We start from the raw sequence: 11,945 nt of genomic DNA, 5'->3' as shown, positions 1-11,945 counted from the left end.
GGTTTTAGATATGGAGTATAGTGCTCTTATTAAAAGGCTTGATCCACTAATTGAGGAAGAAGTGACCATTGAAATTAACGGAATTGAATTTACAGGGTTTGCTTTTATATGTCCATATAAAATTGAAGTAGGTGAATGTTATCCTGTATCACTAGGCTTTACGATCTTAGATGAGTTTAAAATCCGTAAAATCCAGGAAGAAAAGAAAGAAATAGAACGGATAGGTTTGGGCTATGAGTATTATATTAGAGGTTTCTTAAATGAGGAAACAGTTGATGCAGGAATCGTTTTTAGTGATGAGGATGAATATTTCTCTGAGTATTCCGAATTGATCAATAACCAAGTTGAAATTAAAGTCGATAGAATTAGTATAGAATTTTTAAGATGAACAATCTGAATTTTCAGCGGTTATCGTCACTGGGAAGATTTTAATATTTCATTGTGAAATATCAATGAAAGTTAAAGTGAATATCAAGCCACTTCGCTAATCAATAACAACTCTTGTATTATAGGTTATTTAATGCTTTTATTATTTTTGGCACGTCCAATCTGCCTACTCATTTCTAATGTTAAAGGTGGTCCAGAAAAACTTCTAATTTTCTTAAATTCGTCGAATTTTATTGCACATCTGGCTATCCTTGTAAATATAGTTCCTTCTGATTAACAGATAGCTACTCTCAATCGGTCTGTATAGTAATGAAGATATAAGCGTTTACCAAATTTCAGGATAAAGGTGTGTCAAATATTAAGTATACAGTTCTATTATGGTTATCCATTTCAAGTAGCCTGCTCGTACTCCTTGTGCAGCTTGTTCAATGGAAACTAGTTGAGATCCTTACTCCATTCGTCATGCCAGTCGTTTATCTGGCAGTTTACGGGTTTTTCCTTGCAGTCTTGATTATGACATTGATTGATTTGATAAGGAGAAGGAATTGGAAGGCAATTGGGATTCAGGCGGCTGCTATTGTTTTGTTATTCACCGTTCCATTTAATCAGATTGTCCTGGAAATGGATTTTAATATGAATAAATCAGAGCGGCTTGAGGTGGTCGCACAAGTTCAAGACGGTTCTCTTCAGCCGAATGTCATGCATAATTCTTCACTGATCCGTCTGCCCGAAGAGTATAGCTCATTGTCCAATGGCGGAGGAGAGATCGTGGTCGAGAAACACGAAGACGACTATTCTGTTTTGTTCTTTACCTTTCGAGGAATATTGGACGGTTTTTCAGGCTTTGTTTACAGTAATAAAAAACCGGAAACCAATGCTTTTGGCGGTGATTTTAAAGAGGTAGAAAGGATGGCTGAAGATTGGTATTTTGTTACTTCATATTGATCAAACAAATAAAAACAGAATGTCCTTGGATTAGGAGTTCTGTTTTTACTTAATTAAAAGGTGAATTCATTTCCTGATACCACAACGGCACAGGGTGAACCAAATTTTCAAACCAGCCCAGGACCTCATTCGCCTGGTTTTTCATAAAAGCGATCTGCTGCTCGCCAAAAGGTATCGCCCAGGGAATGGAGGAAAGCATATTACTGCATATGTAGAAAACCAACAGGGAGAAAAATTGCCTAGGCGGTTTGCCGTTAAAATAGCCGTTCACCTGCCCTGCGGCAAAAGCCGGACTGACTGCTGCGCTAAACACAATACGGTTAAACTCTTCCCAAGGATCTCCGTAGTCGCAACGGTTAAAATCAATTATGCTCAAGTTTCCCATAGGTGAAATAATCATATTTCCTACATGATAATCACCATGCTGAAACGATTGCGGCCTTCCTTGGAGGAGATGACGATGGTCCTCAATAAAAGCGATCACCTTATCGTCCTCTTTAAATCTTATCCCGCATTCAAGATAGCTTTTCATTTTTTTATCGATCTTCCGGTTAAAATAGGTGCTCCAATTTTCCTGGCCGCTGGGTGCGGGAATGGAGTGGATTTTTTTCAGGATCTTCCCGCACGTTACGCCAAGTTCATATTGTTTTGCTTGAGTCAGCTTAGGCAATTCAGTCTCAGCATCTTCACCCTCACACCACGTAAAAAGCGAATACACACTCCTGCCCTCGTCGCAAAGACCAAAATCAACTGGCTGCGAAATAGGTAGACCGCTCGTGCTTAATTCCTTCATCGTGTTGAATTCAATTAGCTTCTGGTCGTATTCTTTCCGATCCGCTAAGCGAAGCAGCAATTTCTCATTTGTTCGCGTTTCCACATAGTATTTCTTATCACTCGACCATCCTTTATGAATCGGTTTTATCGTTTGAAAAGCAGCGTGATTGTTCAAATCGAGCATATATGTCCCACCTTTACGTTCAAGTCCACATTAAACTGGTTTTTCTTTTATTCATCATACCAGTGTTAGGTTCGTATTATAATAATTTTCTAAACTATCATTCATTTTACAGTTTTGGTAAAAAGAATTGTAGAACACTACCAGCTTAAAAATGGGAAGATCATATGATTAATAAAGTAGATAAAAATACTTATTAAAATATTTTAATATGTAGATAAATGATTTTTTTAAGCTATATTTAACCGTATAATAGGTAATATTGCTCGCTTATACTAACGCTAGTCACTACCCTAATCATTGAATAGGGTCTTTAAGCAGCTTTAGTTCCTGCTTAATTTTTTGTGTATTTACACCATTTTATTTTTACTAAACGAAGGGGATCTGGAAAATGAAAAGATTATTTATTGCAGCAAGTGTCCTTTTTTTACACCTATAACTATGAAGACGGAAATTTGACGGTTGAAAATGTTGAAAACGTCATTTTGGAAATGATTGAAAAATACCCCGATGCTAAATTCAAAGGAATGAGCTGGTACGATAAGCATAGCGATCATAAGAACACAGGGATCGCGCTTAAATACCTGCATGACAAAGGAATTGTACAAGACGCACGTTTCTATCTAACTTCAAGTCAATTTGGTTCTGTAAAGACAAAAGGTGTAATCGCTGATAAGTTCAACCCTCAATTTACACCATTCTTAGCAGCCGGGATTGAGTCTTATAATCACTGGCATCCGAAAAGCGGGATGTATGTAGTAGGTTATACTTCTGTTGGCAAGTCATTTGAAAGACTAAGAGCTAATTCCTTTAGCTATTATCATACGCCAGCCTATACGCGATGATTTGACATTTTTCCACAAAGTAGCCTAAAGAAAGGTGGCTGCTTGAGGAAATGACGAAAAGCTGCCTGTGCAGGGCGATACCCTGTATAGGATCATTGTCATGAAATGGTCAAAGAGCCTGAGACATATTATGTCTCAGGCTCTACTTGTCTAGCTTTAGTCAATTTCATCAGTTGAAATCAATTCATAAATCTTTATTTCCCCATCTACTACATGCACTTCAGTAATCGTGCTGTAAGACTTTGTGTGCTTGCCGAGATCGTTATAAATCACAAATGTTTCGGTTGTGTGAGCCAGCGCTTCAGTTGAAGAAATCACTTCCATTTTATCAAGAGTCGTGCTGACATGTTCCTCTGTCACGCCAATGGATCCAAGGTGGTCTATAAAATCACTTTGTTCCTGAACGCGGGGGCTGCCGTCGACGAGCATAGACGAGACGTAGGAGAAATCCACATTATTAATTGCAGAAATACTGGCGTCATTGTACTCGATCATAAAGGTTTCCAGACGTTCTTTTGATTCGGAATCATCCTCTGAAAATTCGTACTCCCCATCCATGTTGTCATTCGCGTTTTGTTTCACACCTGTCCCCTTATGTAATTCTGCAGAGCCCTCTTTGGTCACTTCACCCGAGAAGGAATCGGTGTGATTCATCGTATGACATTCATCCACTTTAAACTGATCCTCTTTTTCTGAATAAACAAGAACCATATTACAAACCACACTTTGCTGAGCGAGCGTGGCTTTTTCTGATTCAAGATGATAGGAATCGGTTGTCGTAAAGCTTACCGGCACGGTCAGGTGATCGGCGTTTTCCCATCTGGTAATGGCTGCTTGTGAGGGCTGAAGCTGTACTTCATCAAGCTGTCCGGAGTAAACAATCTCCATCGACAGAACATCATCAATCATATAGTGCGTTTCTTCCATCCACTCTTCTGTCGCAGTGGTGAAAAGTGATGCGTCGCCTTTCGCTCTTGCTTTGACCCATTCTTCCCCATAGGCTGCAATCACTTTGGTGAATTTCTCTTCTGTTTCCTTCGTAAATAACGGGAGCGTGACTTCCTGGTTTGAGCTTTCCACAGCGATCTTATCCACTTTCACAGTTTCCCATGGGTATTCGGCTTCGATGGAAACGGTGATCGATCCGTCTGTTGGAAGAGGGCCGATGTTTTCTGTAACTCCCCAGGAATCAAACGGAATTTTTGTATCATTTAGTATCACGGAAGTCTCGTAATCTGTATTTTGATCCAGATAAAAACTTACATAGTCAAAGTCTAACTCTACGGTATTTGAATGAAGGCTGCCGCTCGTACCTGCAAACGTCAGGTCCTGTTGGGAGGTCACGGTGCCGTACTCATTTTCAAAGGCCGAGGACAGGGTATAAATGCCAGGTGCATATGGACCAGTATCTACTGCATCACTTGAAACCGGTGTACCATTTAACTGGAGTTCAATTTCTCCTTCTTCCTCAGGGATAAACAGCTCTGAGTATTGATCGGCCGCTTTCACTGAATAGCGGTTGAAAAGGCCGAGCCATTTGCCGTTTTGCTCGATCGAATAAAGCGTGTCGGCAAAATAGGGGGTTTCACCTGTAGTGGCAACGGATTCCTTGATCGCTTGAAGCTCTTCTTCAGAAAAATTCAGCATGGCTTCCGCTTCAAATTTCTTGATTGTCGAGCCGTCTTCATGTACCACAAGTGAAGTCAGCGCGTCTGCATTCTGTTGATTGATGGCTTCGGCAAATTTCTTCATCGTATTTTCTGCAGAAACCTGCTTGCTCGCAAAAAAGCTTCCTCCTATAAGCACAATTGCAGCGGTCATCCCAGCGGCCACAATCGCTTTTTGTTTTTTGGTTTTTGGAGGCTTCGGCTTGGGTTCTGTCATCTCCATCTTTTCAACTTGTGGAAGACGGTGTCCGCATTCGGTGCATACACTGTGATTTTCAGAGACGGGAGCCCCGCATTCCTTGCAAAACCGTGTCATCTTAAACGCTCCCTTCCATTAAAGATAATATCCAATTTCATCGATAAAGCTGCCAACTGCTGAATCAGCCAATAGGAAGCTGAAGAGGCTAAAAGCGATCGTGAATAAAATGACGTAGCTGACGAATCCATATAGAGGATCTGCTGATTTGGACTGCTTCGTTAAAAGAGAACTAATCAAATATAAAGGAAGGATAAAGACGGTAAAGGAAATTGCGATCGCAAAAATGATCGAGCCAAATGCATAGGCCTGAATTAAAATAAAAATAAATGCAGCTGCCAGTAAGAAAAGGACCGGTAACATATGACTGCCATAATACGAAATAATGGACTTAAACGAATGACCTCCTCCAAATAGCTTCGTCACAATAAATAAAGAAACAGTTGCTAGCAATAAGCTCAACGCAGTATAAACCATCGATCCGCCAAACACAGACATAAAGGTCGGTCCTGCATACTCATTCATAAATGTGTCGCCATAACCTCCAAACATCGAACGGGAAATGTTATGAATAAATACATAGGATACCAGTGCTACCATAAAGCTGAATAACAGTAGAGAAATTAGTCCGTTTACAAATTCATTTTCCCCTTTAGAAAAAATTGCAGAAGGAGATTTTATGTAAGTTTTCAGATAAGCCCAGTATCCTTTTCCGGTCTTTTTCGCTTTTTCTATGTACTCACTTGTCTCAACATGCCCGCTTGTTGCAGGTCCTTCTGGTGCAGCATTTATCACCGTTTCCTGTGCCGGATTTGCAGTCACGTGGTTAGCTGTCAAACTGTTGCCGCACTTCCCACAAAACTTTCCGCCATCCTGCTCATTGCCACATTTCTCACACTTCATACAAACACTCTCCTCATATCGAATTAGAAAGATTAGCAAAAATAAGTATTAAGACCTACTAATCTATTTAACTTTATAAATAATTCCCATTTAAGTCAATGAAAAATCTTACATTAATGAAATTAAATATATGGTTAATCCTTTTTGAATGATTTAAGCTTATTATTGTAAACAATATACTCAGTTAAAACTGGTACTGCTTTTAATAGATAATAGTTTTACACAATCTTTAAATTAAAAGTGATAGGCGATTTGAAAATCCCCATTATCCAAGGAAGTGAACGAATTGAAAAGAATACTCAATAAGATGGCGATTTTAATAGTAACTAGCTTTTTAGTTTTTGCTTTATACCTCCTTTATAAACCTGATGAAACAGGCGCTGTCATTTATGTGCTGCCAGAAGGTTTTGACAAATGTGTAAGTATAGATTACGACGTGAGACATGCAGATCCGTTGGTGCTAGATGATGATGGAGCGGTAATTTACAATATTCCCATGGATGGAGAGTTCAAGACCTCTTCATCATCTGACTTCGGGCATATAGGAATACACCAGATATTTATGCAATTTCAAAATAAGAATGGTCGTAAAAGTGAGTTAGTAGATGTAACAATTTCATCCCACAGTAGTTATTCTTATGGAGAAGGCGGCACGAACTTAGAAGAAAGCGGCTGGATTTCATTTAATTCGATTAAACAAGACTGTGAATGGTAGATGAGATTTTACGAACTAGTTGCATTGATTGCTTTTCTAAACAGCCCTTACTAACCAAAATATGCAGCACGCGTATAAAAAAATTACAATATTTGACATTAAGGTCTAAGCATGTCTCCTAATGTTAATCTACATAAATTGGGACTGTCACAATTCCATTTCACACTCATTGCACATATTATTAAGTCCTAAAGAAAACTATTTGAAGGAGTATCAGCGAACTTTGTAGAAGCTAACACGATGAACCTACAAGGGGGAAAGATATGTTTATTGTCAATGTAGAAGGTGCAATCAGAAAGCATGACAAGTGGTTAATCATTGAGAGAAGCAACATGGAAGATCATGCAGGCGGGCTGTTTTCACTTGTTGGGGGCAAGGTGGAGATAGAAGGCAATTCCTTCAATATAGTAGAAAGAACGTTGAAGCGTGAGATTTTAGAAGAGGTTGGTGTAAAAGTTAAAGACCAATTAAACTACCTTCACAGCACCTCTTTCGTAACCGATACGGGTGCCAACGTGGTGAATCTTGTTTTTCTATGTGAATATGATTCTGGCGACGCTTTTCCAAAATGTCCGGATGAGGTTGAAAAGGTCATATGGCTGTCCACGGAAGAAGTTCTTAGTCATCCTTTATCCCCCATTTATTTAAAAGAGAGCATAAAACATGCACAATCGCTCCTTTGAGGGATTTAATGAAGAAAAGAGGGGCAGTCATTTGAAGTGCAGCGAGGCAGTAAAAGATCCTGAGACATCATTATCCCAGGATCTTTTTTGTGTTAGCGGAATACCAAATTAAAGGGTAAAGAGAGATCCTAACACCGACAAACCATCATCCTATTCCCATCATGATCCTTAAAGTTAAACCAATGTCCGTGCTGTATCTCAGTCACCAGTTCAACATTCTGTTCTTTTAAAAAATGATACGCTTTGTGGATGTCATCCGTATTGAAGTGAAAAGCAGGATTTTTATACACAGCGTCTTCCTTATAAATCTTGCTGTCGAGAACAAGGCTCAACCCACTGTTGTCAAACGGTATACAGCATAAATGTCCTGCTATAATTTCGTAATCCGGCCTCATCTGAAGGATGGAACAGTACTAGTCCCGTGCGTCGGTACTATTTTTGACTGGGACAAAAATGGATCCTGCTTTTGCTGAAATGATGCTCATGACTACTCTCTCCTTTTTTGTTCGTCTGGACTACCCTTATTGTAAAACAATTCCGGGATTTGTGAGGTACTATTTAACTATGTGATCTAACAGCATAATACAAGCAGCTATTTAAAATGCCATCTTGACGAAACCTTCTATTAGACGGTGTCGTATACATACTAGGATTGGATAATGGAAGGAGGTTATAACGATGGCAAAGCAAAATAAAGTTGAAGCTGTAGTGGATGGCAGCAGGCCGCATCCACTTACGTTCTTCTGTTTGCCGCTGTTTTTTGGAGTCGTTAGTATTTTTACTCCGGTTCCGTCACTGCCATATACGGTGTTCACCGTTATACTTTTAACCGCTTTAATGGTATTTGCTATACTGGCGTGGCTGAAAATGAACGAAAATCGCTTGATCTATAATTTGTACTTATCTTCCAGTATGTTTGTTTCATCAATTATCTTCCTCGTCCCGGGAGTAAAAACGCATGAAGGTCATCCAGCGCTCCTTATCATACTGGGACTCATGTGGAGTGTCGTATTTTTTGTCGTGTTTTTTGGAGAGCAGTTTCTTCCTTCAGGAAAATTTCCTCTCTGGCTGGTTATATCTGCATTGTTATTTTTTCTTATCGTGTTGGTCTTCGCTGCAGGCGGAACTGGTTATGGGGGAGTGGTCTATCCTCCCGGTCCTGATGAGGAGCATTATTTAGTAGAAATTTATGGTTATACCAAGGGAATGCAAATCGCATCGTTTCTTTACAGTCTGGGTTTCCCGCCTGTTGCTTTAATGGCCTCAAAAACCATTTGGACTACACGAAAAAAACTGGGGATTTGATAAAGGTAAACATAAGTCAATGCAAGTATTATAGTCTTTAATATAGGTATATATTCTTATTTTACATAATTTTCATATTACGAGTTGCCTGACTAAAGCTTCCAACTTTACACTAGAGGAAAATAATAGAAGTTTTAAAGGAAGTGAAGCGATGTCTCAAACGGTACGTTATGACGCTGCAGCTCTTAAAGAAACGATGGAGGAGCGGGTGAGTCAGTATGAGACTTTTAGGGGAACATTATTTGTACTGAAGAGAAGTATGCTGGCTGTCACTAATTTAGATGAAGCGTTCGAAGGGCTGGCGGCTGAACGGATTAAGGATTTTTTTCGTGCACAGAGTGATGTCGCAGAGGCCTGGATCCAATTTGTTGATCAGCAGATTGCGTTTATGAACGATGTGGGTGCCATGGCAGAGGATCGGGAGCTCGGTGGCAGCACAGTGATTGATGTGCCGGGGTTAGATGAAGAACTGCAGACGACTCATACCCGGTTGAGCGAAATGGTCATCGCTCAGCAGAAGTATGTAGCAGATGTCTTGTCACGCATTCAGGATTTGATCTCCATCCAGCCTTATTCATCTGAAAGGATTGAGCAGTCGCTTGAAAACGCAAAGCAAATGCGCTGGGACACCGTAGAGAAAGTGGAAGAGTACGACGCGGAACTGGTAAAGGAGTACGCACAGTCGGAAGAAGGCCAGATGCTCGTCACCGGTTTGTTCGAAGCCATGATGGATGCCACGAGTCAAAACGGTGAAATCACTCCGATGTCCTTTAACTCAGCCGCGTTCGAAGCAAGCGCCCCGTTCCAAGTGAAGGATGGAGTCCAGGAGCGCAGCATGCAGTACATACAAACAAAACAGGAACAGGCGGAAGCCCGAAATGTAAAAGGCTGGAGTGATTACAATCCGATCGAAGCCTACAACAAAGTGGGACAAAGCGTTCAAAACGTGACGCAGTCCATCATTGACGGACATGGTCAACTGGCGGAAAAACGCAAGGATTCATGGTATGATTTCGGTAACTACTGGCTTTTCGGCGCCTTTGATTCAGTCAAAGGATTCAACGATCATGTGGATGAATTGACCGAGAAACAATACGATTCCACCTACGACTATTGGAACGCTAGATTACTAGGACTGCCGGAGCTCGTGAAAAACGTCTTTAACCCTCAGGAGGTCTATTCAGAACAGCACGTAACGGATACCCTGGGCCTTATTACTTTATTTGCCGGGACGAAAATACGGCCAAGCCTGCCCGACGCAGACACTACAAACGTGCCTGTCTCATCACCCAAAGCACCGTTGACACTCGTCTCGCCGCGGCCTGAAATGCCCTATCTTACTATGATGGATCAGTGGAATCTGATGACCATGAGTCACAGGTTTGACGTGCAGCCGGCAGGAGGATATGGAATGGATGTGCCTGGTCCGAAAACGACGGAGAGTGGATTGGCTTATTCGGCTTTTCGGGTGGATGGGGATAGAAATAACAATAGCGATAGAATTTCGAATAGAGATAACGTAGTTAGTACAGAGTCTCCAGATACTATACAAAAGCGAATAGAAAAAATATTAGAAGGACAAAATCTAACCTTAAGTGAATTTCAAGAATTGAAATTAAAAAACGTAGCAGAATTAACTAATGACGAAGTTCGTATTATCAAAGAAATAAGAGAGTCTGTACCGCCTATAACAAACAACACGATGTTACAGAAAATAATCCCTATTAATGATATAGAAAAGTATTTATTAGGCGAGTATGCAGAAATAGGCGGATATATTGCTAAATTAGAAGATGTTGATCATATAATTGACTATAGTGAGGTAGTTGAATCTTTTCGCCTAGACTATACATCATGGAATGGTAGTAGGCCATTCCCGGAAGATGGAAATGCCTATGGGAAAATCAAATTCACAACTAATCATGTAGATAATGTCGAGATACCTTACGGTGCATGCTTCGGAGGAAGAAATACTGATGGCTTCCCTTGTACCTTAAATGGATTTACAGGATCAAGAAACGGTGAAATAGTGCCCGAATGGCAATTTGATAACAGATATTTTCCTAATAATGGAGCAGAATTATATGAGGTCACAGACGGTATTGAAAAATTAGTAGCCAAGTTTGATAGTGATTTGAAAGTGTTTATCCCAATAAAGAATTAGGGAGCGATTTTCATGGAAAAGGGAATTTTTGCTAGATATAAGAATAAAACCTTCAGAGTCAGTACTATTGATGGGGAAACTGTAAGGTTAGTAAGTGAAGAATCAAATATAAGTGAGGGCTTTAAAGAATTGATTTATCCCAGTAACTATAAAGACAGAAATAACTTACCTACGCTATATATCAAGGAGGTCAAGAAAGTAGAGATTGAAGAAATATATGAAGTGGACTACAAAGCAAAGTTTAGAGGAGAAAAGTTTAATTTAAGTTTTAATAAAGCTGGCTCAGAGTTCAGACTAGGAACGATGCATGCTGAACTTGCAAATCAGTATGGATTCGAACGAACGGATAAATACTACTATGAAAAAATAGTTAATGAAAATGAGATTGAAGTTATAGAAGTTCAAAAGAAGTTATAGATTCGAAACATTATTTTACTTAAGAAATGTATAACAGCACTGCTCTGCCACCCCAAATTATTTATGGGGTGTGACCAACCTGGAAAAGTGCTTAGGAAAAGGAAAGGGCTTGGCGCTTGCAGCTTTTGTTCTTGCTTACATATTAGCCGCAGCCTGTAACAATGCAGCACCACAAGTAAGCAAGGAGAGGACAATAAAGAATGACTACAAAAAATGCGATTTTCGGTGAAATTGAGTTTAAAACTGGTTGGTCAAGAGTTATTATTGTAAACTTTTTTGAACATGCAACAGAAGTAGATCTAATAATTGATGGTGAGGAGGATGGTCAGTTTGACGAAGGTCAGTATAGAGCATACCAATCCTTACTGAACAATTGGAACGATGTACAACAACAAATATTAAAATCGGTCCTAACTTATTACCAACAAAAGAGAAATGAATTAGGTTTTGATATTGAAGTGAATAATAATTACCCATTAGTTGAAACAACTAATGAAATATTAAAAATGATAAGTATTGATGGAATTGTTGTTCCTTATGCAGATATTTATGATGGTCGGGATATTGGAATTACATTTAATTGTTCATGGGATACAGAAAATGGGCTAGGGATTCGATTATTAAATGAAAAAGTAACTAAAGTAGGTTATCAAGATATTGCAATTTAAAAGTGGTTGTTAAAAATTTTATCTCACTATAGCTG

General features: G+C 39.6%; 13 protein-coding genes. 9 read left to right on the top strand and 4 right to left on the bottom strand.

Annotation, left to right across the window (positions count from 1 at the left end):
* The first annotated feature begins 10 nt into the window (after positions 1–10).
* A complete protein-coding gene (locus tag KR50_RS16935; RefSeq protein ID WP_041061418.1) occupies positions 11–388 on the top strand; it encodes a hypothetical protein in 378 nt (125 codons plus the stop codon).
* A gap of 347 nt (positions 389–735) precedes the next feature.
* Positions 736–1,332 carry a hypothetical protein gene (locus tag KR50_RS16930; protein WP_232304304.1) on the top strand — a complete coding sequence of 199 codons (597 nt, stop codon included), beginning with the start codon at positions 736–738 and terminating at the stop codon, positions 1,330–1,332.
* Positions 1,333–1,381: 49 nt separating this feature from the next.
* Here KR50_RS16930 and KR50_RS16925 read toward each other — a convergent pair whose 3' ends face one another.
* Positions 1,382–2,290 (bottom strand): aminoglycoside phosphotransferase family protein, encoded by a 909-nt coding sequence (locus KR50_RS16925; RefSeq protein ID WP_041061416.1) that lies wholly within the window; start codon positions 2,288–2,290, stop codon positions 1,382–1,384.
* Between the two features lie 404 nt (positions 2,291–2,694).
* Here KR50_RS16925 and KR50_RS16920 point away from each other — a divergent pair, with 404 nt between their 5' ends.
* Complete coding sequence (locus tag KR50_RS16920) at positions 2,695–3,132, top strand: hypothetical protein (RefSeq protein WP_041061415.1); 438 nt, start codon at positions 2,695–2,697, stop codon at positions 3,130–3,132.
* 156 nt (positions 3,133–3,288) lie between these two features.
* Here the strand turns inward: KR50_RS16920 and KR50_RS16915 are convergent, their stop codons facing one another.
* Positions 3,289–5,115 (bottom strand): TcaA 3rd/4th domain-containing protein, encoded by a 1,827-nt coding sequence (locus KR50_RS16915; RefSeq protein ID WP_041061412.1) that lies wholly within the window; start codon positions 5,113–5,115, stop codon positions 3,289–3,291.
* Between the two features lie 18 nt (positions 5,116–5,133).
* Positions 5,134–5,958, bottom strand: a complete 825-nt coding sequence (locus KR50_RS16910) for a zinc ribbon domain-containing protein (protein ID WP_041061409.1) — start codon at positions 5,956–5,958, stop codon at positions 5,134–5,136.
* A 286-nt stretch (positions 5,959–6,244) separates the two neighbouring features.
* Between KR50_RS16910 and KR50_RS16905 the strand changes: the two genes are divergently transcribed.
* Complete coding sequence (locus KR50_RS16905; RefSeq protein ID WP_041061406.1) at positions 6,245–6,673, top strand: DUF6843 domain-containing protein; 429 nt, start codon at positions 6,245–6,247, stop codon at positions 6,671–6,673.
* Positions 6,674–6,936: 263 nt separating this feature from the next.
* Entirely contained in the window at positions 6,937–7,356 is a 420-nt protein-coding gene (locus KR50_RS16900; RefSeq protein ID WP_041061404.1) for an NUDIX hydrolase, read from the top strand.
* Positions 7,357–7,484: 128 nt separating this feature from the next.
* Here KR50_RS16900 and KR50_RS18790 read toward each other — a convergent pair whose 3' ends face one another.
* Complete coding sequence (locus KR50_RS18790; RefSeq protein WP_332307483.1) at positions 7,485–7,751, bottom strand: VOC family protein; 267 nt, start codon at positions 7,749–7,751, stop codon at positions 7,485–7,487.
* Positions 7,752–8,034: 283 nt separating this feature from the next.
* Between KR50_RS18790 and KR50_RS16890 the strand changes: the two genes are divergently transcribed.
* From KR50_RS16890 to KR50_RS16875, 4 genes are all read left to right on the top strand, one after another.
* Positions 8,035–8,661, top strand: a complete 627-nt coding sequence (locus tag KR50_RS16890) for a hypothetical protein (protein WP_041061401.1) — start codon at positions 8,035–8,037, stop codon at positions 8,659–8,661.
* A 151-nt stretch (positions 8,662–8,812) separates the two neighbouring features.
* The gene (locus tag KR50_RS18100) at positions 8,813–10,825 is read left to right on the top strand and encodes a T7SS effector LXG polymorphic toxin (protein WP_052477189.1); all 2,013 of its coding nucleotides are present in this window, start codon (positions 8,813–8,815) and stop codon (positions 10,823–10,825) included.
* Positions 10,826–10,837: 12 nt separating this feature from the next.
* On the top strand, positions 10,838–11,242 hold the full coding sequence (locus KR50_RS16880) for a hypothetical protein (RefSeq protein ID WP_041061399.1): 405 nt from the start codon (positions 10,838–10,840) through the stop codon (positions 11,240–11,242).
* Positions 11,243–11,442: 200 nt separating this feature from the next.
* A complete protein-coding gene (locus tag KR50_RS16875) occupies positions 11,443–11,910 on the top strand; it encodes a DUF6985 domain-containing protein (RefSeq protein ID WP_041061396.1) in 468 nt (155 codons plus the stop codon).
* Positions 11,911–11,945: the final 35 nt, after the last annotated feature.

Source organism: Jeotgalibacillus campisalis (assembly GCF_000829515.1).
GTDB lineage: Bacteria > Bacillota > Bacilli > Bacillales > Jeotgalibacillaceae > Jeotgalibacillus > Jeotgalibacillus campisalis.
Note: the sequence above shows the minus strand (reverse complement) of the source record. Positions and strands in the feature narration are given on the sequence as shown.

Coding starts and splice junctions, on each gene's coding strand:
- KR50_RS16935 (WP_041061418.1), top strand. CDS start 11: ATGGAGTATAGTGCTCTTATTAAAAGGCTTGATCCACTAATTGAGGAA.
- KR50_RS16910 (WP_041061409.1), bottom strand. CDS start 5,958: ATGAAGTGTGAGAAATGTGGCAATGAGCAGGATGGCGGAAAGTTTTGT.
- KR50_RS16915 (WP_041061412.1), bottom strand. CDS start 5,115: ATGACACGGTTTTGCAAGGAATGCGGGGCTCCCGTCTCTGAAAATCAC.
- KR50_RS16880 (WP_041061399.1), top strand. CDS start 10,838: ATGGAAAAGGGAATTTTTGCTAGATATAAGAATAAAACCTTCAGAGTC.
- KR50_RS18100 (WP_052477189.1), top strand. CDS start 8,813: ATGTCTCAAACGGTACGTTATGACGCTGCAGCTCTTAAAGAAACGATG.
- KR50_RS16890 (WP_041061401.1), top strand. CDS start 8,035: ATGGCAAAGCAAAATAAAGTTGAAGCTGTAGTGGATGGCAGCAGGCCG.
- KR50_RS16900 (WP_041061404.1), top strand. CDS start 6,937: ATGTTTATTGTCAATGTAGAAGGTGCAATCAGAAAGCATGACAAGTGG.
- KR50_RS16875 (WP_041061396.1), top strand. CDS start 11,443: ATGACTACAAAAAATGCGATTTTCGGTGAAATTGAGTTTAAAACTGGT.
- KR50_RS16925 (WP_041061416.1), bottom strand. CDS start 2,290: ATGCTCGATTTGAACAATCACGCTGCTTTTCAAACGATAAAACCGATT.
- KR50_RS18790 (WP_332307483.1), bottom strand. CDS start 7,751: ATGAGGCCGGATTACGAAATTATAGCAGGACATTTATGCTGTATACCG.